General features: G+C 68.2%; 24 protein-coding genes and 1 pseudogene. 14 read left to right on the top strand and 11 right to left on the bottom strand.

The window, feature by feature from the left end; all coding sequences use genetic code 11:
• Positions 1–16: 16 nt before the first annotated feature.
• A complete protein-coding gene (locus ACWEVR_RS29345; RefSeq protein ID WP_452469579.1) occupies positions 17–1,108 on the bottom strand; it encodes an RNA ligase (ATP) in 1,092 nt (363 codons plus the stop codon).
• A 148-nt stretch (positions 1,109–1,256) separates the two neighbouring features.
• Here ACWEVR_RS29345 and ACWEVR_RS29340 point away from each other — a divergent pair, with 148 nt between their 5' ends.
• Both ACWEVR_RS29340 and ACWEVR_RS29335 read left to right on the top strand, forming a co-directional pair.
• A complete protein-coding gene (locus ACWEVR_RS29340; RefSeq protein ID WP_452469578.1) occupies positions 1,257–2,459 on the top strand; it encodes a low temperature requirement protein A in 1,203 nt (400 codons plus the stop codon).
• Between the two features lie 47 nt (positions 2,460–2,506).
• Positions 2,507–2,947 (top strand): nuclear transport factor 2 family protein, encoded by a 441-nt coding sequence (locus tag ACWEVR_RS29335; RefSeq protein WP_452469577.1) that lies wholly within the window; start codon positions 2,507–2,509, stop codon positions 2,945–2,947.
• Here ACWEVR_RS29335 and cobG read toward each other — a convergent pair.
• Together cobG and ACWEVR_RS29325 are read right to left on the bottom strand one after the other, a co-directional pair.
• Positions 2,944–4,206, bottom strand: a complete 1,263-nt coding sequence (cobG, locus tag ACWEVR_RS29330) for a precorrin-3B synthase (protein ID WP_452469576.1) — start codon at positions 4,204–4,206, stop codon at positions 2,944–2,946. The genes ACWEVR_RS29335 and cobG overlap by 4 nt on opposite strands.
• A gap of 51 nt (positions 4,207–4,257) precedes the next feature.
• Entirely contained in the window at positions 4,258–4,872 is a 615-nt protein-coding gene (locus ACWEVR_RS29325; protein WP_452469575.1) for a dihydrofolate reductase family protein, read from the bottom strand.
• Positions 4,873–5,048: 176 nt separating this feature from the next.
• Between ACWEVR_RS29325 and ACWEVR_RS29320 the strand changes: the two genes are divergently transcribed.
• The 6 genes from ACWEVR_RS29320 to cobN all read left to right on the top strand — a co-directional run bounded on the left by ACWEVR_RS29320 (position 5,049) and on the right by cobN (position 12,063).
• Complete coding sequence (locus ACWEVR_RS29320) at positions 5,049–5,723, top strand: hypothetical protein (RefSeq protein ID WP_452469574.1); 675 nt, start codon at positions 5,049–5,051, stop codon at positions 5,721–5,723.
• A gap of 33 nt (positions 5,724–5,756) precedes the next feature.
• Complete coding sequence (locus tag ACWEVR_RS29315; protein ID WP_452469573.1) at positions 5,757–6,908, top strand: DNA polymerase III subunit beta family protein; 1,152 nt, start codon at positions 5,757–5,759, stop codon at positions 6,906–6,908.
• Positions 6,909–6,960: 52 nt separating this feature from the next.
• Positions 6,961–7,428 carry a MarR family transcriptional regulator gene (locus ACWEVR_RS29310; protein WP_452469572.1) on the top strand — a complete coding sequence of 156 codons (468 nt, stop codon included), beginning with the start codon at positions 6,961–6,963 and terminating at the stop codon, positions 7,426–7,428.
• A gap of 72 nt (positions 7,429–7,500) precedes the next feature.
• A complete protein-coding gene (locus ACWEVR_RS29305; RefSeq protein WP_357146603.1) occupies positions 7,501–7,821 on the top strand; it encodes a DMT family transporter in 321 nt (106 codons plus the stop codon).
• Between the two features lie 41 nt (positions 7,822–7,862).
• Positions 7,863–8,219, top strand: coding sequence for a DMT family transporter (locus tag ACWEVR_RS29300; protein ID WP_067492124.1), 357 nt, complete (start codon positions 7,863–7,865; stop codon positions 8,217–8,219).
• 181 nt (positions 8,220–8,400) lie between these two features.
• A complete protein-coding gene (gene cobN, locus ACWEVR_RS29295) occupies positions 8,401–12,063 on the top strand; it encodes a cobaltochelatase subunit CobN (protein WP_452469571.1) in 3,663 nt (1,220 codons plus the stop codon).
• Here cobN and ACWEVR_RS29290 read toward each other — a convergent pair.
• Positions 12,033–12,575, bottom strand: coding sequence for a hypothetical protein (locus tag ACWEVR_RS29290; RefSeq protein WP_452469570.1), 543 nt, complete (start codon positions 12,573–12,575; stop codon positions 12,033–12,035). The two genes, cobN and ACWEVR_RS29290, sit on opposite strands and share 31 nt — an antisense overlap.
• A gap of 195 nt (positions 12,576–12,770) precedes the next feature.
• On the opposite strand from ACWEVR_RS29290, the gene ACWEVR_RS29285 reads away from it, so the two are divergent.
• Positions 12,771–13,622 carry an acyl-CoA thioesterase domain-containing protein gene (locus ACWEVR_RS29285; protein ID WP_452469569.1) on the top strand — a complete coding sequence of 284 codons (852 nt, stop codon included), beginning with the start codon at positions 12,771–12,773 and terminating at the stop codon, positions 13,620–13,622.
• A gap of 9 nt (positions 13,623–13,631) precedes the next feature.
• Here ACWEVR_RS29285 and ACWEVR_RS29280 read toward each other — a convergent pair whose 3' ends face one another.
• Together ACWEVR_RS29280 and ACWEVR_RS29275 are read right to left on the bottom strand one after the other, a co-directional pair.
• Entirely contained in the window at positions 13,632–14,174 is a 543-nt protein-coding gene (locus ACWEVR_RS29280) for a hypothetical protein (protein ID WP_452469568.1), read from the bottom strand.
• Positions 14,171–14,626 carry a hypothetical protein gene (locus ACWEVR_RS29275; RefSeq protein ID WP_067492129.1) on the bottom strand — a complete coding sequence of 152 codons (456 nt, stop codon included), beginning with the start codon at positions 14,624–14,626 and terminating at the stop codon, positions 14,171–14,173. Before ACWEVR_RS29275 ends, ACWEVR_RS29280 begins: the two co-directional genes overlap by 4 nt.
• A gap of 110 nt (positions 14,627–14,736) precedes the next feature.
• Here ACWEVR_RS29275 and ACWEVR_RS29270 point away from each other — a divergent pair, with 110 nt between their 5' ends.
• The 3 genes from ACWEVR_RS29270 (at position 14,737) to ACWEVR_RS29260 (ending at position 18,556) form a co-directional block, all read left to right on the top strand.
• Positions 14,737–15,597, top strand: a complete 861-nt coding sequence (locus tag ACWEVR_RS29270) for an NAD-dependent protein deacetylase (RefSeq protein ID WP_452469567.1) — start codon at positions 14,737–14,739, stop codon at positions 15,595–15,597.
• Positions 15,594–15,971, top strand: coding sequence for a DUF5655 domain-containing protein (locus tag ACWEVR_RS29265; protein ID WP_452469566.1), 378 nt, complete (start codon positions 15,594–15,596; stop codon positions 15,969–15,971). The genes ACWEVR_RS29270 and ACWEVR_RS29265 overlap by 4 nt, the downstream gene beginning before the upstream one ends.
• Positions 15,972–16,147: 176 nt before the next feature.
• Complete coding sequence (locus tag ACWEVR_RS29260; RefSeq protein WP_452469565.1) at positions 16,148–18,556, top strand: MFS transporter; 2,409 nt, start codon at positions 16,148–16,150, stop codon at positions 18,554–18,556.
• Between the two features lie 44 nt (positions 18,557–18,600).
• On the opposite strand, the gene ACWEVR_RS29255 is transcribed toward ACWEVR_RS29260, so the two are convergent.
• Positions 18,601–18,864, bottom strand: coding sequence for a helix-turn-helix domain-containing protein (locus tag ACWEVR_RS29255; RefSeq protein WP_067492131.1), 264 nt, complete (start codon positions 18,862–18,864; stop codon positions 18,601–18,603).
• Between the two features lie 95 nt (positions 18,865–18,959).
• Positions 18,960–19,319 carry a winged helix-turn-helix transcriptional regulator gene (locus tag ACWEVR_RS29250; protein WP_452469564.1) on the bottom strand — a complete coding sequence of 120 codons (360 nt, stop codon included), beginning with the start codon at positions 19,317–19,319 and terminating at the stop codon, positions 18,960–18,962.
• Between the two features lie 124 nt (positions 19,320–19,443).
• Between ACWEVR_RS29250 and ACWEVR_RS29245 the strand changes: the two genes are divergently transcribed.
• Together ACWEVR_RS29245 and ACWEVR_RS29240 are read left to right on the top strand one after the other, a co-directional pair.
• On the top strand, positions 19,444–20,421 hold the full coding sequence (locus tag ACWEVR_RS29245) for an NAD(P)-dependent alcohol dehydrogenase (RefSeq protein WP_452469563.1): 978 nt from the start codon (positions 19,444–19,446) through the stop codon (positions 20,419–20,421).
• Positions 20,422–20,542: 121 nt separating this feature from the next.
• Positions 20,543–21,301, top strand: a complete 759-nt coding sequence (locus ACWEVR_RS29240) for an SDR family oxidoreductase (protein WP_452469562.1) — start codon at positions 20,543–20,545, stop codon at positions 21,299–21,301.
• Positions 21,302–21,310: 9 nt separating this feature from the next.
• Here the strand turns inward: ACWEVR_RS29240 and dmpG are convergent, their stop codons facing one another.
• The 3 genes and pseudogenes from dmpG to ACWEVR_RS29225 all read right to left on the bottom strand — a co-directional run.
• Positions 21,311–22,339 (bottom strand): 4-hydroxy-2-oxovalerate aldolase, encoded by a 1,029-nt coding sequence (gene dmpG, locus ACWEVR_RS29235; RefSeq protein WP_452469561.1) that lies wholly within the window; start codon positions 22,337–22,339, stop codon positions 21,311–21,313.
• 38 nt (positions 22,340–22,377) lie between these two features.
• Complete coding sequence (locus ACWEVR_RS29230) at positions 22,378–23,286, bottom strand: acetaldehyde dehydrogenase (acetylating) (protein ID WP_452469560.1); 909 nt, start codon at positions 23,284–23,286, stop codon at positions 22,378–22,380.
• An 85-nt stretch (positions 23,287–23,371) separates the two neighbouring features.
• Positions 23,372–23,472 (bottom strand): annotated as a pseudogene (locus ACWEVR_RS29225) (2-keto-4-pentenoate hydratase); the annotation flags it as partial.

Genomic DNA, 23,472 nt, shown 5'->3' with positions numbered 1-23,472 from the left:
TCCCCGGCCGACCCGATCATTCGAACTCGGTGCCGCCGTCGCGCAGCAGGTACGCGTCGGAGACGATCTTGCCGATGGCACGGCCGCCGAGCACGGGCGAGTGCCGCTCGCGCGCGGCACGCACCACCAGCCCCTCGCGGATATTGCCGCCCGACCCGCTGACGGTCTCGGTGCCCTCGGCCAGCTTCAGCAACAACTCCGCGTCGTAGGGGCCTTCGTAGAGGACCGGTACGCGCGGGACGCCGAGGCCGAGTTCGCCGAGCAGGGAGCCGATCTCGTGGTGGTCGAGCCAGCGCACCGGCGCACCCGCCTGCTCGACCGCGACGTCGAACAGGGCGAAACCGAGCGTGTCTTCGTGCGCGGCCGACGCACCGTAGTGCAGGTCCTGCACGCCCGCCCCGAACACCTCACCGAAGAGCCCGACCCGGTCGGCGTCGAGGGCGTCGGCGAGCACGCGGGCGGTCTCGTCGAGCCGATGGCTGTGCACCGCCCGCCAGTACAGGTTGCCCTCGGTGCGGATCAGTGCCTGCGACCGGCCACCGATTCCCTTGGACGACACCAACATCCGGTCCTCGGCGCGCAGATGGGTGAGCAGAAAGGCGGTGCCGTGGATCTTCTCCGTCGCCACCACCGGCTCGCCTTCGACGAAGATGTCGGGGAACCGCTTGATGTTCTCCACATCGACCCAGCGCAGCAGATCGGGAGCGGGCTCCACTTGTCCCGACATCGAAACCGGAACCGGCGGCACCCATTTCGTCACACCGAGCTCGGCGGCGAAGTCGGTGCGCGCCTCGGCCGCCGCCGCGAGATCCGTGCCCGACAGAGCGCTCGGCGTGCAGACGATGCCCTGGGACACCTCACCGCGCAACCGCACCGCCTTCACCCGATTGCGTTGTGCCCCGGCCAATTTGCCGGTGAGTCCCAGCTCGGCGATCAGCGGGTCCGGCACGATCGCCTGTTCCGGAATGTAAACGGCGTGGTCGCCGCTGAAGAACTGCCCCTTGGCAACGACGGCCCGGTACAGCCCGACCTGGGCCAGCTCCAGCCGGTCGGCGTTCGGGTGTGGGACGACGACGAGCCGCTCGGCCGTCACGCGCAGTGTGGACATGGAAACCCCCTCGTTTCGAGGACGTCAGCGTAGGGCCGTCCCGTTCATGGAGTCGAGCGGTTTTCGCGCGGTGGACAGGCCCGCGTCGTCGATGCGACACGACCGAGCGCTGACGCGAAGGGTCGGCGCCGGGCCCCATACTTGGCGAGTGGCAAACCCGGAGCACACCACCGAGGAACGGCGCGCCAGCTGGACCGAACTCTTCTTCGACTTGGTGGCGGTCGCGGGCATCGGCCAGCTCACCCATCTGCTGCACCGAGGTCCCTCACTCGCCGAGTTCGGGCTGTATGTCGTGCTCTACCTGGCCTTCTGGGTGGTGTGGGCCTGCGTCACCGTGTACAGCAACGTGGCGGGCGAACAGGCCAGGACCACGATGGTGTTCGGCTGCATGTTCGGGCTGTGCGTGATGATGGCCGCCGTCGACGGGCTGCCCGGCGAACACGCCGGGGTGTTCGCGGCGATCTATGTGCTGGTGCGGATCGTGTCGGCGATGGTGTGGCGGCGTGGGCAGGTGGTGGTCGACTGGCCGGTTGCCCAGATCGGCGCGGGCACCGTGCCGTGGGTGGTGTCGCTGTGGGTTCCCGCGCCGTGGAAGTTCGTGCTCTGGGCGGTGGGGCTCGCGATCGACCTGTGGATCATGTTCGCCGTCGACGCCGAACGCAGAATGGTCGACGCCGAACGCCGGATGCGGGCCCGCCTGCGCCGGGGACGTGGCCGGGCGCCGCGCGGCGGGCCACGCGGCCACGCGACCCTGCCGAAACTGCAAGCGCTGCACGCCGATTCACCGCATCTGGGTGAGCGGCTCGGTCAGTTCCTGATCATCGTGCTCGGGGAGGGCGTGATCTCGGTGATCGCGGCGGTGTCCGCGGAGCAATGGACGGTGCCCGTCGCGGTGATCGGTGTCTGTGCGTTCCTGTCGCTGCTGGCGATGTGGGCGCTGACTCTGCGGTTCGGGTTCGTTCCTCGCATGATGGAGCAGTCGGCGGATGCGTCGCCGCTGCTGCTGCCACGGTTGATGGCGATGCATTGCGCGCTGAGCGGGGCCGTGGCCACCGTGGCCGCAGGGCTCGGTCTGGTCGCCGCGCACCCGTCGGGTCACCTGCCTGCGGGCATGGGCTGGGTGCTGTGCGGCGGGGCGGCGGCGTATTTCCTGGTGTGCGGACTGGGTGGGGTGGCCAGTGCGGGCTGTCGCTGGTTGCTGCGGTGGCCGCTGCCGTGTTTCGTCGTCGCCCTCGGACTGGCCCTGGTGTCACCACACCTCGGCGGGATGTGGACGGTGGTCGGCGTGACGGTCGTCCTTATCGCCTCGGTGGTGTCGGAGGCTACCCGGGTGACTACGCCGATGGCGTGATCCCGCCGGGACTGCGCGGTGAGCCCGACTGTTCTAGGCTCGCCTGCATGGCCGAATCGAACACTCTCGCAGACACTTCGGCGATCACCGAGACGATCACCCGGATGTTCGTGTACTGCGATCGGAAGCGCTGGGACGACCTGGTCACCGAGGTCTTCACCGACGAGGTCGACTTCGACGGCGGCTTCGGTGACGTGGTCTCGATCCGCTCGTCGAAAGACATCGCCGCCGACTGGAAGGCGGGGCTGGACGCCCTCGACGCCGTGCACCATCAGGCAGGCAACTACCTGATCGACGTCGACGGCGACGAGGCCACCGCCCACGCCGACTCCATCGCCGTCCACGTGAACAACTCCGCGACCAACGGCAAGACCCGCACCTTCATCGGCAGCTACGCCCTCGCCGCGCGCCGCACCCCCGCGGGCTGGCGGATCAGCAAGTTCCACTACCTGCTGAAGGTGATCGAGGGCAACGCCGACCTCACCTAGTCCAGGCGGTCGATGCGGTAGCCGTTCTCGGTGGCGACGACGTCGGTGACAGGTCCGGTCGGGCGGCCACAGCGGCGTTCGCAGCCGGACCAGTGTTGACGGCCGGTCGCCACCACGTCGGCGGCATCGAGGCCGGACTCGGCACAGTCCGCCGCGTCGGCGGGAAGGGTGCGCTCGGCATCGCGGCCAGGCTCGACTGTCGCGGGACGCCTCTCGGTCGGGTCGGGTGGTTCGTCGCCGAGCACGCGCCCGGTTTCGATGGCTTCGGTGAGGTCGGTGCGGACGTCGGTGTGGGACTTGGCGCAGCCGGGGCGGCCCGCGCAGGCGCTCACCTGTAACCACGGGGAGCCGGCGTCGAAGATCAAGCCCATCGGCGCCAGCACGCGCACCACCGTTTCGGCGGGGCCTTCCTCCAGGTCGGGTAGCACCACACTGCGCCACGGCGTGAGGAACACGGGGCGCTCGACGGCGGCCAGGAATTCAGCGACCCGCGCGGGCAGGGTGCCGAGACGAACACCGGCGCCGAGGGCGACCAGTCCGTTGTCCTGCTCGAGCCAGCCGATCGGAATGTCGTGTGTCGCACCGAGTTCCAAGGGAGCGCCGGCGGGGGAGCGGTCGAGAGTCTCGGTGACCTTCTCGACACCGCCGGGGATCTCGTGCAACCGCCACTGCCCGGATTCCGCCCGCAGATCGAGGAAGCCCCGTGCGGCGTCGAGCATGACGGTGACGGCCTCGTCGGGGGTGACCCGGATGCCGGTGTCGGCACCGGCGAGCAGCACCGCGAATGCGTCACCGACGGCCTGGATCCCGATATCGCCGCGCAGCGTGCTCACGTCACCGCGTCCGTCGTCGAGGGTGAACAGGACGCGCCCGGGCAGGTCGGCCAACCGCGCGTCGGCTTGCAACCCGATATCGAGATCGGTGGCCAGCCCGTGCACGTCGGCGAATCCGCCCACCCGCCCCGACAGCGGTGAGGCGACGATATTGCGCACCCGCTCGTGCGTCCGGCTCGGCAGCAGCCCCGCCGTCGCCAGCCGGGCCGCCAGTTCACCGGCGTCACGCACCCGACGTAACTGCACATTGCCCCGCGAGGTGAGCTCCAGATCGCCGTTCCCGAGGTCGTGCGCCGCCTCCGCGAGCACCTGTACCTGTGCGGACTCCAGGCGTCCGCCGGGCACACGGATCCGCGCCAACGGTCCGTCCGCGGCCTCGTGCAGCCGCAGAACACCTGGGCAAGAATCGGGAGCGCTCCTGGTCATGATTCCCCAAGCCTACGACCAGCGCCGGTGCCCTCCGCGACCGATCCGGCGTCAGGGCCGGGCGTAGTGCACGGACACGGCGCCCGAGTCGGGGAAGGTTGACGCGGCGGCGAGGCGCCAGGTCGACGCGTAGTTGTCGGGCAGCAGGCGCAGGCCGCCGCCGAGCGTCGTGGGAACGATGGTGAGGTAGAGGTCGTCGACGAGGTCGGCGCGCAGCAGGCACTGGATGATGCTGGCGCTATTGGTGATCAGGATCTCGCGCCCCGGCGCCGCTTTGAGCGCACGCACGTCCGCTTCCGGATCGCGACCGATTCTCGCGTTGCTCCACTCGGCCTTGTCCAGGTCGGCTTGGTCGAGGGTCTTGGTGAAGACGACCTTCTCGACGGTCGCGAGCCATGCACCGAGCTCACGGGTGCGGGCGGAACTGCCCGGATCCGCGGTGATGCCCGGCCACACCGCCGTGAAGCCTTCCCAATTGGTACGCCCGAGGACGACGGTGTCGGCGCCGCGCCAGATGCCCTCGTAGTAGATCTCGGTCTGCGGGCTGGTGATGTAGTCCATGCACCAGCTCATATCGTCGTCGGGACCGCTGCCGCTGTATCCGTCCATCGACACGGTGACCTCCGCCACGACTCTGCGGCCGGTGCTCTGCGAGTTGTTCGACATGGGCGACATCCCTCTCCGTCGAGCTGCTGTTTTCAGAGGAAGAGACGGGACGTCGCCGCCGAACTCATCGGTGGTACCGCGACGTGCTCGTGTTTGCGCACCGGACGGAAACGGTATCCGCCTAGTGTGAGTGGCGGATCGCCGCCGGAGCAGTGCCGACAGGAGAGGTCAACCGCATGCTGCGTGAATTCGTGGACAAGCGTGTAGTTCCCGCGCTCGACAAGGTCGCCCATGCGCAAGCACCCGTGGTGCAGCGTTATGTCGACTGGCTGGGGAGCAGGCACCCCGACGATTCACCGGTGGAACTCGTGCAGCGGCTGTCGCGCCAGTACCTCGTTGTCGTCACCGCCAGCGGCGTGACGGTGGGGCTCACCGCCGCCGTACCCGGTATCGGCACGCTGATCGGCCTGGCCGCCACCGGTGTGGACACCGCCGTCTTCGTGGAAGCGTCCTCGGTGTTCTCGGTGGGCGCCGCCGCGGCGTACGGCATCGCGCCCGAGGATCCGCGCCAGCAGCGATTGGTGTCGAAGGTGGTGCTCGGCGAGTCGGGCACGAAGGTCCTCGAACAGACCGCGGGCCACACGAAGGGCCAGTGGCTCGCCGTCGTCACCGACCACATTCCCGGCCTGTCGAGCATGCCCGACGGGCCTGCCAAACGGTTCATCGTCAACTATCTGGTCAAACGCGGACTGCTGCTCTTCGGCACCCTCATCCCCGCCGGGATCGGCGCGGTGATCGGCGGCTACGGCAACAACGCCCTCGGCCAGTTGGTCATCGCCAACGTCTACCGCCACCTGGGCACCGGTTCGCCCGAGATGGTCGCCGCGGGCACCCGCGACGGTTCGTCTTGACCTTCGAGTCGCTGCAACCCCGATCATGAGCCGGTGCCTGACACCGAACTGATCACCATCGGAGCGTTCGCCCGCGTCTGCGGACTGAACGCCAGCGCCCTGCGCTTCTACGCCGACGCCGGAGTCCTCGTCCCCGCCCTGGTGGACGAGGACACCGGCTACCGCTACTACACCTCCGACCAGGCCGGTCCCGCCTGCCTGATCCGCCATCTGCGCGCCGTCGACATGCCGTTGCCGACTGTCGCGGCGGTGCTCGCCGAACCCGACGCCGCGAGGGCCGCCGATCTCCTCGACGCCCACCTCGCCGAAATGCACTGCCGCCGCAGGGAGTTCGACGCCGCGGCCGCCGCCGCTCACCGGGCGCTCGGTGTGGATTCCCGACCGTTGCCGGACCGAAGTGACCACGCCGCGGTGCCCGGCACCGAACCCGACCAGGCCGTGCGGGTCGGCGGACCGGCGCTCGCGGCAGCCATCGACCAGGTCTCCACGGCAACCCTCACCGATCCGGCCCTGCCCGTGCTCGACACCATCCTGTTCGAAGCCCGCCCCGACGAACTGATCCTCACCGCCACCGATCGCTACCGGCTGGCCTCGCGAACCCTGCGCCCGATGTCTTCGGCGAGGGCGGAGTGGTCCGCGACCATCGATGCCGCCGAACTGCGTGCCACCGCGTCCTGGCTGCGCCGCCGGCACACGGTGATCCTGCGTCCCACGCCCGATTCCCTCGAATTCCACACTGCCACCGAGGATTCGGCGACGAGTCAGCGCTGCCCCCGCTCGCCCGAGGAGTTCCCCGACTACCGCCGCATGCTGGCAGCCCTGCCCTCGACCCCGACCAGAGCCGTCCTCGACCGCGCGCACCTGCTGGAAACGCTGGAACGCGCGGACTCACCGATCGTGACTCTGCGCTTCGATTCCCCGGATACGGCCACGATCTCGGTGCCGAGCTCGGACGCGTCGACCCAGGACGGCACGCCGAACCCGCCCACCGAGCTGCGTGCGACGGTCTCCGGCCCATCGATCACCATCCACTTCGCCGTAACCACCCTCTACCCGGCCATCGCGAACGCGATCGGTCCCGACATCATGCTCGAGCTGTCCGCCCCCGACCTCCCTGCCCACATCCGCTCCGCCGATGACGGTGACCTCCGCACCCTCGCCATGCCGTGCAGACCGGCCCCTTGATCGCTCGACCTGCCGGGTTGTGGCCCGGCAGGTTCACTGCTAAGTTAAGTGCATGCACAAGCATGGACTTACGGAACGGGGAACCCCCTCGGTCGGCGACCCGGTCGACGACTGGTTTCGTGCTTCCGCTCTCGTCGCGACCGTCGACTCGGGCCTCGGTAAATGGCTGACGCTGCACCACGGCATCGGCCTCACCGAGTACCACGCGCTCCGGCAGCTCGCCGCCGCACCGGACAAGGAGATCCGGGTCAGCGAGCTGGCCCATCGGATCGGGTTGAATCAGAGTTCGGTGACCCGATTGCTGGGGCGGCTCGAGGCGCGAGGGTTCACGCGGCGGGACTTGTGTTCGGAGGACGGGCGCGGTGTGTACGCCGTGATCACCGAGGAGGGGGAGGCGCTCGTCAGGGGCGCGCGCGAACCCTTCCGACTCCAGCTGGAACGTCTGCTCGACGACGCCGAAGAGCTGTCGCCGATGTTCGATGCGCTGCTCGCGCGTCGAACGGGGCACCAGGACTCCTGAACTGACCTGACATGCCGTAAGGGTCTTCCGCTCGGCATGTATATGTATGTACAACCATAGAAAGGCATTACCGTGAACTGGCTCTACCTCGCCATCGCCGTCGTCTTCGAGGTCACCGTCGCCCTGGCCGCCGGAAAAGCGAAGGGCTTCACCGATATTCGATGGACCGTCGCCACACTGGTCAGCGGCGCGATCGCGACCTACTTCCTGAGCCTGGCGCTGCTCACCTTCGACGTCGGCGCCGGCTACGCGATCTGGACCTCCCTGGCCGGTGTCGGAATCGTCGCTCTCGGAGCGGTGCTGTTCGGCCAACGAGTCGACTGGCGAAAGGCGGTCGGCATCGTGATCGTCATCGGCGGTGTCGTCGGCCTGCAGCTCAGCAGCGGCGCCTGAGCAACCTCGTCCCCGACCACTTCTCACCGAAAGGCCGAACAATGATCACCGACAACCGCACTCCCGCCACCGCCTGGCTCGTCCTGCTCCTCGCAGGCGCCTTCGAAGTCGGATATGCCCTCGCCGTCGGCGGCAGTCACGGTTTCACCGTGCTCACCTGGTCGCTGGTGGCGATCGTCTTCTTCCTCCTCACACTCTTCGCCCTCAGCGTCGCGCTGAAAACGATCGACGTAGGAATCGGCTATGCCGTCTGGGCGGGCATCGGCGCGGTCGGCGCGGCACTCCTCGGACCGGTGTTCTTCGAGGAAACACTGACCCCGCTCAAGGCGTTCTGGCTCGCCGTGGTGATCGCGGGAGTGGTCTGGCTCAAACTCGCGGACCGCGCCGAAGCCGCCTGAGCGACCCCGGACGCGGGCTGGAAAGTTGCGGGCGCGTCCGGGCCAGTACCATCGACTTGCTCGGCGGGCGTCGAGGAAACCGGTGGAAATCCGGTGCGGTCGCGCCACTGTGAACAGCCAGACCCTCTCCGGCGAGCACCGCAACCCGATGGGCGCGTCAACCCGAGGAAGGTCTCACCCTGTGATCCTGCTGCTGTCCACCTCCGACACCGACCTGCTGAGCGCCCGCGCGAGCGGCGCCGAGTACCGGTGGGGCAACCCCGCCCGGCTGCTGGTCGAGGATCTCGGGCAGCTGCTCGACGGCGTCGAGCTGGTGATCGTGCGCATCCTGGGCGGCAAACGTGCGTGGGAAGAGGGCCTGGACGCGGTGCGGGCCAGCGGTATTCCGATGGTCGCCCTCGGCGGCGAGATCGCACCCGACGCGGAACTGATGGAATGTTCCACCGTGCCGGTCGGTGTCGCCGCCGACGCCCACAACTATCTCGCCGCGGGTGGTGCCGACAACCTGCGTCAGCTCTACAACTTCCTGTCCGACACGGTGTTGCTCACCGGTCACGGGTTCGAGCCGCCGGTCCAGCTGCCCACGTGGGGTGAGCTCGAACGCTCGGCGCGCATCCTCGAACCGCACGCCCCCACGGTCGCCGTCGTCTACTACCGCGCCCAGCACCTGGCTGGCAACACCGGCTACGTCGATGCCCTGTGCACGGCCATCGAAGCCAAGGGCGCCCGCGCCCTGCCCGTCTACGCGGCGTCGCTGCGAACCGCCGAGCCGGAACTGCTCACCCTCCTCGGCCGGGCCGACGCCCTGGTGGTCACCGTGCTCGCCGCGGGCGGCAGCAAGCCCGCCACCGCGTCGGCCGGTGGCGACGACGAGGCCTGGGACGTGGCCGCGCTGGCCGCCCTCGACGTGCCGATCCTGCAGGGCCTGTGCCTGACCAGTCCGCGCGCCCAGTGGGAGGCCAACGACGACGGCCTGTCCCCGCTCGATGTCGCCACCCAGGTCGCGGTCCCGGAGTTCGACGGGCGCATCATCACGGTCCCGTTCTCGTTCAAGGAGTTCGACGAGGACGGTCTGTCCACCTATGTCCCAGATCCCGAACGTGCCGCCCGCGTCGCCGGGATCGCGGTGCGCCACGCCCGCCTGCGTCATATTCCCAACGGCGACAAGCGGATCGCGCTCATGCTGTCGGCCTACCCGACCAAGCACGCCCGCATCGGCAACGCCGTCGGCCTGGACACCCCGGCGAGCGCCATCCGGCTGCTCACCGAAATGCGTTCCGCCGGTTACGACCTCGGTGATATCGACGAGATCCCCGGCCTCGCCGAAGGCGACGGTGACGCCCTGATCCACGCCCTGATCGCGGCGGGCGGCCAGGATCCCGACTGGCTCAGCGCCGAACAGCTCGAGGGCAATCCGATCCGCATCGGCGCCACCGTCTACACCCGCTGGTTCGAGTCGCTGCCCGACGACCTGCGCGAAGCCGTGGTGGAGGCGTGGGGGCCGCCGCCGGGCGAACTGTATGTGGACCGGTCGGCCGATCCGAAGGGCGAGATCGTCATCGCCGCACTGCGTTTCGGCAATGTGGTGCTGATGGTGCAGCCGCCGCGCGGTTTCGGGGAGAACCCGGTCGCGATCTATCACGACCCCGATCTGCCGCCGAGCCACCACTACCTGGCGGCCTACCGGTGGCTGTCGTCGGCCGACGGCTTCGGTGCCGACGCGATGGTGCACCTCGGCAAGCACGGCAACCTGGAATGGCTGCCGGGCAAGACCCTCGGCATGTCCGCGTCCTGTGGCACCGACGCCGCCCTCGGCGATCTGCCGCTGATCTATCCGTTCCTGGTGAACGACCCCGGTGAGGGCACCCAGGCCAAGCGCCGCGCCCACGCCACCCTCGTCGACCACCTCATCCCGCCGATGGCGCGCGCCGAAACCTACGGCGACATCTCGCGCCTGGAACAACTGCTCGACGAACACGCCAACATCTCCGCCCTCGACCCGGCCAAACTGCCCGCCATCCGCCAGCAGATCTGGACCCTGATGCGCGCGGCCAAGATGGACCACGACCTCGGCCTGGCCGAACGCCCCGACGAGGACGTCTTCGACGACATGCTGCTGCACGTCGACGGCTGGCTCTGCGAGATCAAAGACGTGCAGATCCGCGACGGCCTGCACATCCTGGGTCAGGCCCCCGAGGGCGAGATGGAACTCGACCTGGTGCTGGCCATGCTGCGTGCCCGCCAGCTGTGGGGCGGCGAACAGAACGTGCCCGGCCTGCGAGAAGCGCTGGGGCTCAGCGAAGCCGGTGACGAAGCCCGCACCCGCGTGGATGTAGTGGAAGCCCGCGCCCGTGAGCTGCTCGCGGCCCTGCAGGCGACGGACTGGTCCGTGGACGCCGTGGACCCGCTGGTCGACGACTACGCCACCGCGATTCTCGCTGGGGGAGTGGAGGATTCGTCCGCGCCCGAGTCGGCGGGCGGCGTCGCGGTGAGCGGGCGTCTCGAGGCGGTGAAGACCGTGTTGCGGTTCGCCGCGACCGAGGTCGTGCCGCGCCTGCGCGAGACCGGCATCGAGATCGCCCGGGTCCTGCACGCCCTCGACGGTGGTTTCATCCCCGCGGGCCCGAGTGGTTCACCCCTGCGCGGTCTGATCAACGTGTTGCCGACCGGCCGCAATTTCTACTCCGTCGATCCGAAGGCCGTCCCGTCGCGACTGGCGTGGGAGACGGGTCAGGCCATGGCCGAGTCCCTGCTCGCCCGCTATCTGGCCGACCACGGCGAGTACCCGAAGTCGGTCGGCCTGTCGGTGTGGGGCACCTCGGCCATGCGCACCTCCGGCGACGACATCGCCGAAGTCTTCGCGCTGCTCGGTGTGCGGCCGGTATGGGACGAGGCGAGCCGTCGCGTCACCTCGCTCGAGGTGATCTCCCTGGACGAACTCGGTCGCCCGCGCATCGACGTCACCGTGCGCATCTCCGGCTTCTTCCGCGACGCCTTCCCGCACGTGCTCGCGCTGCTCGACGACGCCGTTCGCCTCGTCGCCGCCCTGGAGGAACCGGCGGAGTCGAATTATGTTCGCGCCCACGCCGATGCGGACCTGGCCGAGCACGGCGATGCCCGCCGCGCCACCACCCGCATCTTCGGTTCCAAGCCCGGCACCTACGGCGCGGGCCTGCTGCAGCTCATCGACTCCAAGAGCTGGCGCACCGACGACGACCTCGCGCAGGTGTACACCACCTGGGGCGGCTACGCCTACGGCCGCGACCTCGACGGCGCCCCCGCCGCCGACGACATGCGCACCGCGTACAAGCGAATCGCGGTCGCGGCCAAGAACACCGACACCCGCGAGCACGACATCGCCGACTCCGACGACTACTTCCAGTACCACGGCGGCATGGTCGCCACGGTGCGCGCGCTCACCGGGAAGAACCCCGAGGCCTACATCGGCGACTCCACCCGTCCCGACGCGGTGCGCACCCGCACTCTCTCGGAGGAAACCACCCGCGTGTTCCGTGCGCGCGTGGTGAACCCGCGCTGGCTCGAGGCGATGCGCCGCCACGGCTACAAGGGCGCCTTCGAGATGGCCGCCACCGTCGACTACCTGTTCGGTTACGACGCCACAACCAATGTCGTCGCCGACTGGATGTACGAAAAGCTCTCCGAGAGCTACGTTTTCGACGATGTGAACCGCAAGTTCATGGAGCAGTCCAACCCGTGGGCGCTGCACGGCATCGCCGAACGACTGCTCGAGGCGGCCGAGCGCAAGCTCTGGGAACACCCCGAACCGGAAACCCTGGACAAGCTGCGCCAGATCTACCTCGAGACCGAGGGCGAATTGGAGTAGTCCGCCTGCGCGGCCTGCAGCAGAACCCGGTCGCGGTAGATCCGCAGTGCCGCGATGACGGCCAAGACGGCGGTGAGCAGGCCGCAGGCGATGCGCACCGCATGCGCGACCTCGATCTCGGCGACCGTGCGGTGCAATTCGTCGACCGTGTACAGGGCGCGATCCTCGAACAGGATCGGCCAGCGCGGCCACAGGTACAGCATCGACAGCAGGAACATCCCCGAGACGAACGGCACCAGCGACGCGAGCAGCCAGCCGCGGGCGCGCCCCGACCACACACCGGCAGCCACGGCGAGCACAGCGCTCAGGGTCAGGAACATCCCCAGCGGGCGCATCACATCGCCGACCGAGATCACGGCGGTGAATGCCTCGCCCACCTCCAGCGATGCCGGAATGTCGTGGAAGTAGTTCGGGTACAGGAAGACCGTTTCGGCGATCGTGGTGCACACCACCAGGGTCGCCAGCACGGCGTAGACGGTCGCGGCCGTGAGTGCGACAGTGATTTTTCGCATGGTGTTCTCCTCGTTGGTGTGCTGTCGACGCTAGGCCGACGTCGTATCGGCGACATCCGGTGCCGACCCTGAACTCGGGTCGGGGAACCCACCCAGGTCTCGTGATCGACGGCGAACGCGAGTTGCCGTAAAACTGCAACGCGTTCTAATCTTGGCGGGTGAGCCCGGGAAACACCCTGGCCGGAAAGGGTCGCCATGACCACCTCACCGGCGTACTTCACCCGCACGGGCGCGGTGTTCGAGCCGACCAGGTTCTCGCTGAGCCTGTGGGGTCCCAAGACGCTGTCGGGGCCGCCGGTGTGCGGGTTGATGGCGCGGGAGGTGGAGACGCGGTACTGCACCGAGGAGTTCGTGCCCGCCCGGTTCACCGTCGACCTGCACCGCGCGGTGCCCGCCGTGCCCGTGACCGTCGAGAGCGAGCTGGTGCGTGACGGCAAGCGTGTGCGCGCGGTCGCCGTCAGCCTGCGCTCGGACGACGCGGTCGTGGCCAGGGGCAGCGCGTTGCTGCTGAAGCGCTCGGCGCAGCCGCCCGGTGCGGTGTGGCGGTCCGACCGGGCGCGGCCGCTGCCGCCGCCGGACGCGCGCGCGGCGATCGAGGAGGGGTTGCACCTGTTCGGCAGCGACGGCCATGCCGACGGCTGGTCGATCCGGATGACCGAGCACCAGAACGACACCCGGAAACGCAAATGGGTGCGCAACATCCCGGTCGTCGCCGGTGAGGAGTCCTCCCCGTTCTGCTACGCCGCGATGACGGGCGAGCAGACGAGTCTGGTCACCAACTGGGGCACCGACGGCATCGGTTTCATCAATACCGATGTGTCGATCACGTTCTCGCGCATGCCGATCGGCGTCGAGATGGGCATCGAGGCGGAAGGTCATCTCAGCGACGACGGGATCGCGGCGGGCGCGGCCGTGCTCTACGACGCCGACGGCGCGTTCGGGATGTGCACCACTACGGCACTGGCCAACGAGAGCCACCAGATTCGCGGCGCCGTCATCGACAAGCTCACCGACAGGGTGATGGCGGAACTGGCGTCGGGGCACTGAGCCCGCCGATCACGGTTCCTGCGAACGCATTTCGAGGGGTAGGTCGCCGGCTTCGATGCCCTGGGCGCGCAAGGCGAGCGGAACCTGCCGGGTGAAGCGTCGCGGGGGCCGGTAGTGGGTGCTGTGATCCGACACCAGCAGCACCCGTCCCTGTCGCGCCACGATCTCCCCGGCGGCGGCTACCGGGCCACCGGCCAGGAAACTCGAATGGTGGAACCGGCCGAGCAGGTGCTGGGGCGAGGAGTACAGCGCGCCAGCGGCGTCCATGACGAAGATCGCCCGGCCGCCTTCCGGTGACCACAGGGTACTGGCCGCCGTGGTGTCGAACAGGGCGCCGTCGGCGGTGTGGAGCAGCCCGTCGCGGGTGTGGAGCCGGAACCGCAGGCGCGCTTGTTCATCGAGATAGGTGACGTGAGTGCCGTCCCATACCCGGTTCCCCGGCAGGTGCTCACCGGCGAACTCCGGCCGCAACGGCGTCGTCTCGAACACGGTCGGTGCGGAATCCGTTCCGGTGCCGAACAATCGGCGCATGCGGTGGGCGAAGCCCGTCATGCGGGCACCAGGGTGACGATCACTTCGTCGGCCACCGTTTCCGCTTTCACCACGGCCTCGCCGAGGTACAGGGTCGCCGCGCGGGGGCGGCCGTCGGGCAGGGGGACGACCGAGACGGCGTCGACGCGACGGCCGGTGAAGGCGCTGTAGGGTTCCTCGTCGGTGACATCGAAGGCGGTGTATTTGCCCGATTCGGCGACGTATTCGATATTGACCGGGTCGACGAGCGGCTCGAACGGATCACGCCACGGTGCCGACCGGATCCGCAGTTCCGAGCCGTCCACCCCGGAATCGAGCAACAGGGTGGCACCGTTGTGGAAGGTGAACTCGATCGGGCCCTCGGAGCGGTCGACCTCGTCACCGAGGACATAGAACATGCGGCGGACGGCGACAATGGTCCCGTCGACCGCGCCGTTGAGCGCGCTTCGGCCGTGTTCGTCGTTGTCGGACACCAGTTTCCTCTGACATCGCCGGGCAGATGAGTCATCATGTCGCCGCACCCGCTCGCCACGCAACTCCACCGGCGTGCCGCCCCGCGCCCGCCCACTCGTACCATGACTTCATGGGCGAGCCCACCCGGGACCTGGTGGCGCGTGCGGCCGAGCTGCTGGCCGGACGCCGCGTCGTGGTGGTGTCCGGGGCGGGTTTGAGCACCGACAGCGGCATCCCCGACTACCGCGGCCCCGATTCACCGCCCCGCAATCCGATGACCTACCAGCAGTTCGTCGGCGACGCCGCCTTCCGGCAGCGGTACTGGGCCCGCAACCACATCGGCTGGCGGCGAATGGACGCCGCCCGCCCGAATCCGGGCCACCGCGCGCTGGCCCGGCTGGAACACGCGGGCGTGGTGTCGGCTGTGATCACGCAGAACGTCGACCTGCTGCACACGAAAGCAGGTGCTCGCCGGGTCATCGACCTGCACGGCACGTATGCCCGCGTGTGCTGCCTGCGCTGCGCGGCGGTGATCTCCCGCATGACGCTGGCCGAACAACTGGAGGCGGCCAATCCCGATTTCGCCGACCAGGTTTCGCACGGCGGCGGTATCGAGGTCGCGCCCGACGCGGACGCGGTGGTCACCGACACCGACCGCTTCCGGATGCTCGACTGCGCCCGGTGCGGCGGCATGCTCAAGCCCGACATCGTCTACTTCGGCGAAACCGTCCCCGCCGAGCGGGTGGCGGCGGCCTTCGCCCTGGTCGACGACGCCGAGGCGCTGCTGGTGGCTGGGTCGTCACTCACCGTGATGTCCGGGCTGCGATTCGTCCGCCGGGCCGCGAAGAACGGTGTGCCGGTGGTGATCGTGAATCGCGGCGCAACCCGCGCCGACGACCTGGCCGCCGTGCGCATTCCGGCCGGCTGTTCGCAGACCCTGTCCACCCTGGCCGAGCGGCTCACCACCGCGGCCCCGGCCGTACCGCGATGAGCGATTCCGTCGGCCCCGCCGTCGAGGCGTACTTTTCGGGCAAACCACATTCGCGTGAGATCTTCGGAGTACTGCGCGAATTGATCGCGAGCAATGGTCCGGTCGAGGTGTCGGCGGCTTCGCAGATCGTTTTCGCCGTCGCGCGGAAGTTCGCGTGGGTGTGGCTCTACAACGTCACCGGAAAGAATCCCGAAGGCACCGTGCAGATCATGCTCGCGCTCGACCGGGAAACGGCGCACGCGCCGGTATACCGGGTGACACAGGTGGGCCGTGCCCGCTGGAATCACCTGGTAGTGGTGCATTCTCTCGACGAAGCTCGCGATCCACGACTGGCGGAGCTGATTGCCGCCGCCTACCGCTTCGGTGCGAAATGAACGGTAACTTGATCCCTCGGTGACGGACCCGGATCCGACGTGGGTAAGCTCTGGCCACCAGCGCATGAAGAGTTCCACCCGCGGCGCAAAGTTTTCCTCGCAGCGGGGTTGTCGGCCCTTGCGTGGGCCGAATGATCGACACCCACCAGCCAGCCGATCAGAACCAGGGCTTTTCCATGACCGATACCGTCGTCGCCGAACCACGCCTCACGCACCGCCAGACACTCACCATTCTGTCCGGCCTGCTACTCGGGGTGTTCCTGGCCGCACTCGATCAGAACATCGTCAGCGTCGCGATCGTGCGGATCGCGAACAGCCTCGACGGCTTCGACGAACAGGCCTGGGCGACAACGGCATACCTCATCACCGCGACCGTCACCACGCCCCTCTACGGCAAACTCGCCGACATCTACGGGCGTAAACCGTTCTATCTGCTGGCGATCGCACTGTTCGTCATCGGTTCGGCGGCCTGCTGCTTCGCCCAGACCATGTACCAGCTGGCCGGGTGCCGCGCCTTCCAGGGCCTCGGGGCAGGCGGGCTGATGTCGTTGGCGTTCACCATCGTCGGTGACATCGTGCCCGCCCGGGAACGGGTCCGCTACCAGGGCTATTTCCTCATGGTCTTCGGCATCGCGACGGTACTCGGGCCGGTGGTCGGCGGGTTCCTGTCCGACTACGAGAGCCTCGGCGGTATCGAAGGCTGGCGCTGGGTGTTCCTGGTCAACGTGCCGGTGGGTCTGCTCGCGTTCCTGGTGGTGTGGCGCGTGCTCAACGTCGGCCACACCCGGCAGCGCAGCCGGATCGACTGGTTCGGTGCGCTGGCGCTGGTCGTCGGGGTGGTGCCGCTGCTGATCGTCGCCGAGCAGGGCAGGCTGTGGGGCTGGACGTCCCCGAAATCGCTGCTCTGCTATGGCATCTGCGTTGCCGGGCTGCTGGTGTTCGTCATCGTCGAGTTCCTGATGAAGGACGCGGCGCTGATCCCGCTGCGGTTGTTCCGCAGTTCCACCTTCAGCGTCGCGATTCTCGGCGGATTCCTCATCGGTGTCGCCATGTTCGGGGCCATCACGATGGTTCCGCAATACCTGCAGGTGGTGCGGGGGTTCTCGCCCACCGAGGCGGGCCTGCTGATGTTGCCGTTGGTGCTCGGCATCATGGTCGGCGCCCAGCTGTCGGGCCTGATCACCAAGGCCAGCGGGCGCTACAAGGTGCTGCCGGTGCTCGGCGCGCTGATCCTGGCCATCGGCTGCGGATTGTTCGCCCGCATCACCTACGACGGTCCGCTGTGGCAGCCACTCGCCTACAGCGCGATCATGGGTTTCGGGCTCGGCGGCTGCATGCAGACACTGGTGATCGCCGCGCAGAACGCGGTCGGGCGCACCGAGATGGGTGTGTCGACGGCGGCGGCCACGTTCTTCCGGCAGCTCGGCGGCACCCTCGGTGTCGCGGTGTTCCTCACCGTGCTGTTCGATCGCCTGCCCGGTTCCATCCTGAGCGCGTTCGGCGGCACCCTCCCGCCGGGTTTCGACGCCGCCCGGCTCGAGGCCCTGCAGAGCGACACCAGTGGCATCGCGGCCCTGCCCGACCACCTGCGGATCCCGATCCTCGAGGGTTTCACCGACTCGATGCACACCGTGTTTTTGCTGGCCGCCGATCTGGCGATCGTCGCCTGCCTGGTCCTGGTGTTCATGAAAGAGATTCCGCTGCAAGAGGATCCCGTGCCCGACGAGGCCGACGAAGGTGCCCAGTTGCGGGATGTGAGCCTCTACGACGCACACGAGATGGCGGGCAAACTGCGGCCGGGCGCGACGGGCCGGGTGATCGCGGGACTGCTGCGCCGTGACGATGCCCGCCCGGTCCCGTCGGCGACGCTCACCCTGATCGATCAGCACGGACACCAGGTGGCGCGCGGCAACGGCGACGCCGACGGCGCCTACATGATCGAGGCACCACGACCGGGCAACTATGTTCTCATCGCGGCCGCCGCCGGTCATCAGCCCGAGGCGGTGAGCGTGTCGATCGGGGAGCGGGCCCAGCACGTCGACCTGATGCTCACCGGGGCGGGTGAGCTCACCGGGGTGGTGCGCTCGGCGCGGCGCGGCGAACCACTGTGGGGTGCGACCGTGACCCTGACCGATCCCGAGGGGGAGGTGGTCGGGGCGGCGATCACCGGCGAGGACGGTACCTACGTCTGCCGTGATGTCGTCAGCGGCACGTACACCCTGGTCGCGGTGGCCGACCACATGCGCCCGACAGCACTCGCCCTGACCGTCCCGGAAACCGGCTCACTGCACCGCGATATCGACCTGGAACCGATGGCCATCCTGACCGGCTCGGCCTGGGTCGACGGCGACCGCCCGGTCGCGGATGTCGAGATCACCGTCCTCGATTCCAGCGGCGACCCGGCCGCCACCACCCGCACCGACGAGAAGGGCCGCTACCTCGTGCCCGACCTGCCGGAGGGGGAGTACACGGTCGTCGCGCGCGGGTACCCACCGGTCGCGAGTCAGGTGGCGGTCACTCGTGGCGAGATCACCCACGACGTCACCCTGGGATACGACAACGAAGAATCGATGCATCGCCGGTAGATCGTTCCAGCGCCTCGCCGTCGACGAGCACGAACCGGAACGGCTCAGGCGGATTCGGCGACCTGCTCGGCGCGGTAGACCTCGGCCAGCTCGGCGAGCGGGATCGTGAGCGCTTCGGCGAGCCCGACGATGGTGCCGAACGCGGGGGAGGGCATGCGCCCGGACTCGATCTTGCGCAGGGTCTCGGGAGAGATCCCCGCCCGCCCGGCCACCTCGTTCAGTTCGCGATCGCCCCGAGCCGTCCGCAGTCGCCGACCCAGCCGGCGCCCGGCTTCGACCTGGGCGGGACTGAGCGGAAGACGAACCATGCCCCCGATGGTAAGTGCTCACTCACCGAGCCGCCAAGAAAGCTCTCCTGACGGCGCTGATCCGTCCCAGGGCGTGGTGATCAACTGCCCATGAACTAGCGGGTGGGACGCCAGGGGATTCGGCCGTTGCCGTCGCCGGTGGGTGTCCATTGTTCGGCCCAGTCCCAGACCTGCTGGAGGGACTCGGCCAGGAGGGCGCCCTCGGTGGTGAGCTCGTAGGCGCCGCGCGGTCCGTTCTTGCGGGTCAGGCCCGCGGACGTCAATTGCTGGAGGCGGTCGGACAGCATGCTCGACGAGCAATTGCCCATCCGGCGGCGCAGGTCGAGGAAGCCGAGGGGACCGGGTTCGAGTTCCCAGATCACGCGCAGCATCCACCGCTGTCCGAGCAGGTCGATCGCGGCGATGATCTTCGCCGAGGGTTCTGCGGTCTCGTCACCGCCGGCTGCGCTTCTCATTCAGAAGCACGATAGCTGGTTCTGTATCAGAAGCATTCGGGCGATCGGACGGGGTCCTGAATCCGGAATACCTGGGGGAGTTCCCCGATGTGTGCGGGCGGTCGCGACGCCTAGCGTTGTCGAGGTGAAGGCAATCGTGCAGCAGGTTTACGGGTCGTCGGCGATGTTGGCGGTGGCCGATGTCGGGCGCCCGGAAGCGGGAGCGGGGGAGGTGCTGGTTCGGGTTCGTGCGGCGTCGGTGAACGCGCGGGATTGGCATGTGATGCGGGGGGATCCGAAGATCGCGCGGTGGATGGATCGGTCGGTGTTCCGTCGCAAGGGCCCGGCGAATCCGGTGCAGGGCGGGGACTTCGCTGGGACGGTCGAGGCGGTGGGCGACGGGGTCACCGATGTCGCGGTGGGCGACGACGTGTTCGGAGAGGCGGTCAGCGGCGCGTTCGCGGAGTACCTCGCGGTATCGCGCGCTCTCCTCGACCGAAAGCCGAAGAACCTGAGCTTCGAGGAGGCCGCGGCCGTACCGCTGGCCGCCAACACCGCCCTGACCTGCCTGCGTCACGTCGGCGCCGGAAACCGGGTGTTGATCATCGGTGCCTCCGGAGGGGTTGGTACCTTCGCGGTCCAGATCGCCCGGGCCAGGGGTGCCGAGGTCACCGGGGTGTGCAGTACCCGCAATGTCGAGGCGGCAAGGTCACTCGGCGCCGCGCACGTGTTCGACTACACCCGCGAGACCGTGACCGGCCGCTACGACACCGTTCTCGACCTGGCGGGCACGCGTGGCCTACGCGAACTCCTTCGCCTGGTAGAGCCCACCGGCACCCTCGTTCTGTCCGGTGGTGGAAATTTCGACGGTGGGAGCGTGTTCGGTCCGGTCGGCTTGCTCGCGCTCGGCCAGCTGGCTCGGCCGTTCGTGAAACCGTCGATCCGCGGCCCGCTGGCTCAGCAGAGTCCGGAGTCGCTGACTGAACTCCGTGAGCTGATCGAGTCGGGGCAGGTCCGCCCGGCCATCGATCGGACCTACCCACTGGTCGAGACGCCCGCAGCCATCAGCTACATGGAATCCGAACATGGCAGGGCGAAGATCGTGATCACCGTCGCCGCTTAGGTCGAATCGCCTGGCGGAGCATCGTTTCCGCCGGGCATCGGGATCATCCGCCGGTTGCGCTTCTGATTCAGAAGCGCGATAGTTGCTTCTGAATCAGAAGCACGCGGGCGAGAGGAACACGATGGTGGAATCGACGGCGCGGCGGGTGGTGCTGGTGACCGGGGCTTCGCGCGGAATCGGTGCGGAGACGGCGAGGCAGTTCGGCGCGACCGGTGCGCACGTGCTCGTGAACTTCCGGGAGAAGCGCAAGCGAGCCGAGACCGTCGTCACCGAGATCGTGATGGCCGGTGGTAGCGCCTCAGCGATCGGCGCGGATGTGTCGGAGCCAGATGATGTCGCTGCCATGGCGGCAGATATCCAGCGAACACATGGTCGGCTGGATGTGTTGGTGCTCAATGCTTCCGGCGGTCTCGAGCGTGACGCGGACCCCGGCTACGCGCTGCGCCTCAATCGGGACGCGCAGGTGGATCTCGCGAAGGCGATGCTGCCCTTGATGCCGTCGGGTGGACGCATCGTGTTCGTCACCAGCCATCAGGCGCACTTCATTCACGAGAAGTCCGATGTGCCTGTGGGTTACGCACCGATCGCGCAGAGCAAGCGCGCGGGTGAGGACGCCCTGCGCGCGCGCATTCCCGAATTCCGGTCGCGGGGAGTAGGTTTCAGTGTTGTATCCGGCGACATGATCGATGGCACGATCATCGTCCGGCTGCTGGAACGGCGTGACGCGAGCAGTGTCGCGTCACGCCGTGCGGCGGGCCCGTTGCCGACTGTCGAGGATTTCGCCGCGGCAATCGTGACCGCGGCCGAGTCTCGCGACGCCGACGGGCGGACGGTATATGTCGGCGGCGCGGACTATCTCGCCTCGAGTGCCGTCGGGTAGTGACCGCGGCTAGACCTTGGCTCGGCGTTGCAGTTCGAGGGCGATGTCGATGAGCTGGTCTTCCTGCCCGCCGACGAGTTTGCGTTCGCCTGCGCGGACAAGCATTTCGGCGGCGGAGACGTTGTAGCGTTCGGCTTGGCGTTCGGCGTGCTTGAGGAAGCTGGAGTAGACGCCCGCGTAGCCCATCATGAGGGATTGGCGGTCCAGGAGGCATTCCTGCGGCATGGCCGGGCGCACGACATCTTCGGCGGCGTCGGCGATGGCGAAGAAGTCGATGCCGGTTTTGATCCCGAGTTTGTCGCAGACCCCGACGAGGGCTTCGACGGGTGTGTTGCCCGCGCCCGCACCGAAGCGGCGTGCGCTGCCGTCGATGTGAGTGGCACCCGCGCGAATGGCGTAGATGCTGTTGGCGACGGCGAGGTCGAGGTTTTCGTGACCGTGGAAACCGACCCGGGCGTCGGTGCCGAGTTCGGCGACCAGGGCGGCGACGCGGTCGGAGACCTGATCGAGGACCAGGGCGCCCGCGGAGTCGACGATGTAAACGCATTGGCAGCCGGCGTCGGCCATGATGCGGGCTTGTTTCGCCAGCGCCTCAGGGGTCTGGGTGTGCGACATCATGAGGAACCCGACGGTTTCCAGACCGAGGTCGCGGGCGTAGCCGAAATGCTGGATGGAGACGTCGGCTTCGGTGCAGTGCGTGGCGATGCGGCAGATGGAGGCGCCGTTGTCCTGGGAGATCCTGATGTCTTCTTTGACTCCCACCCCGGGCAGCATCAGGACCGCGATCTTGGCCTGCGTGGCGGTGTCGGCTGCGATTCGAACCAGTTCCTGTTCTGGGGTTTTGGAGAATCCGTAGTTGAACGAGGAACCGCCGAGTCCGTCGCCATGGGTGACTTCGATGACGGGAACACCGGCGCCGTCGAGCGCGGCGACGATATCGCGGACCTCGGTGGTCGTGAATTGGTGACGTTTGTGGTGCGACCCGTCGCGCAGACAAGTGTCGGTGATACGGATGTCGAGATCAGCGGAGTACGGCATGGGAATTCCTAACGAGGCCGGGGCGGAGGGATACGCGCTCACACGCGGGCGGCGTGGATCTGATCGGCCATGACTTCGCCGACCTTGGTGGCGGCGGCGGTCATGATGTCGAGATTGCCCGCATACGGCGGCAGGAAATCGCCCGCGCCTTCGACTTCCACGAACACCGAAACCTTCGCCAAGCCGCCGGAAACCACGGACGGTTCGTCGAATTGGGGCTCGTTCAGAAGCCGGTAACCGGGCACGTACTGCTGGATGTCGGCGACCATGCGGTGGATCGAGTCGGTGATCGCGGCCTGGTCGGCGTCTTCGGGGATGGCGCAGAAGATGGTGTCGCGCATGATCATCGGCGGTTCGGCCGGATTGAGAATGATGATCGCCTTGCCGCGCTGGGCGCCGCCGATGGTTTCCACACCCCGGCTGGTGGTTTTGGTGAATTCATCGATATTGGCGCGGGTACCGGGCCCGGCCGACACCGACGACACCGAGGCCACGATTTCGGCGTAGGGCACCGGAACGACTCGCGAGACAGCGGCCACGATCGGAATCGTCGCCTGTCCACCACAGGTGATCATATTGACATTCGGCGCGTCGACCAACGACGCGAGATTGACCGGCGGAACAACGGCCGGACCGACCGCGGCCGGCGTCAGATCGACTGCCCGAATACCTAATTCGGCGTATCGCGGTGCGGCGGCACGATGCACATAGGCCGAGGTCGCTTCGAAGACAAGGTCGGGCTTCTCCGGCTGAGCGAGCAACCAGTCGACACCCTCGGCCGAGGTCTCCAAGCCGAGCCCACGAGCCCGCTTCAGCCCTTCACTGGCCGGGTCGATCCCGATCATCCACCGGGGTTCGATGGATTCCGACCGCAACAGTTTGTAGAGCAGATCGGTGCTGATATTGCCGGATCCGACGATCGCGGCGGTGACGTTCCCGTTGGCCACGGTAAGCCTCCTCGATATTTGGGCCGGCGAACCGGCGAAGTACTGGATTACCGCGTCGACTCAGCGGCGGAGAGGTAGCGCGGGCCTAGGCGAAACGCAGACGGACAGAACCGAGTCCGGTGAATTCGGCGAGGAAGTCGTCGCCGGGGCGGGCGTCGATCGCGCGGGTGCAGGAGCCGGGCAGCA

Source organism: Nocardia sp. NPDC003979, from assembly GCF_053605015.1.
This window is presented reverse-complemented; position numbering and strand designations above follow the sequence as displayed.

Coding starts and splice junctions, on each gene's coding strand:
- ACWEVR_RS29345 (WP_452469579.1), bottom strand. CDS start 1,108: ATGTCCACACTGCGCGTGACGGCCGAGCGGCTCGTCGTCGTCCCACAC.
- ACWEVR_RS29335 (WP_452469577.1), top strand. CDS start 2,507: ATGGCCGAATCGAACACTCTCGCAGACACTTCGGCGATCACCGAGACG.
- cobG (WP_452469576.1), bottom strand. CDS start 4,206: ATGACCAGGAGCGCTCCCGATTCTTGCCCAGGTGTTCTGCGGCTGCAC.
- ACWEVR_RS29325 (WP_452469575.1), bottom strand. CDS start 4,872: ATGTCGAACAACTCGCAGAGCACCGGCCGCAGAGTCGTGGCGGAGGTC.
- ACWEVR_RS29320 (WP_452469574.1), top strand. CDS start 5,049: ATGCTGCGTGAATTCGTGGACAAGCGTGTAGTTCCCGCGCTCGACAAG.
- ACWEVR_RS29310 (WP_452469572.1), top strand. CDS start 6,961: ATGCACAAGCATGGACTTACGGAACGGGGAACCCCCTCGGTCGGCGAC.
- ACWEVR_RS29300 (WP_067492124.1), top strand. CDS start 7,863: ATGATCACCGACAACCGCACTCCCGCCACCGCCTGGCTCGTCCTGCTC.
- ACWEVR_RS29290 (WP_452469570.1), bottom strand. CDS start 12,575: ATGCGAAAAATCACTGTCGCACTCACGGCCGCGACCGTCTACGCCGTG.
- ACWEVR_RS29285 (WP_452469569.1), top strand. CDS start 12,771: ATGACCACCTCACCGGCGTACTTCACCCGCACGGGCGCGGTGTTCGAG.
- ACWEVR_RS29280 (WP_452469568.1), bottom strand. CDS start 14,174: ATGACGGGCTTCGCCCACCGCATGCGCCGATTGTTCGGCACCGGAACG.
- ACWEVR_RS29270 (WP_452469567.1), top strand. CDS start 14,737: ATGGGCGAGCCCACCCGGGACCTGGTGGCGCGTGCGGCCGAGCTGCTG.
- ACWEVR_RS29265 (WP_452469566.1), top strand. CDS start 15,594: ATGAGCGATTCCGTCGGCCCCGCCGTCGAGGCGTACTTTTCGGGCAAA.
- ACWEVR_RS29260 (WP_452469565.1), top strand. CDS start 16,148: ATGACCGATACCGTCGTCGCCGAACCACGCCTCACGCACCGCCAGACA.
- ACWEVR_RS29255 (WP_067492131.1), bottom strand. CDS start 18,864: ATGGTTCGTCTTCCGCTCAGTCCCGCCCAGGTCGAAGCCGGGCGCCGG.
- ACWEVR_RS29250 (WP_452469564.1), bottom strand. CDS start 19,319: ATGAGAAGCGCAGCCGGCGGTGACGAGACCGCAGAACCCTCGGCGAAG.
- ACWEVR_RS29240 (WP_452469562.1), top strand. CDS start 20,543: ATGGTGGAATCGACGGCGCGGCGGGTGGTGCTGGTGACCGGGGCTTCG.
- dmpG (WP_452469561.1), bottom strand. CDS start 22,339: ATGCCGTACTCCGCTGATCTCGACATCCGTATCACCGACACTTGTCTG.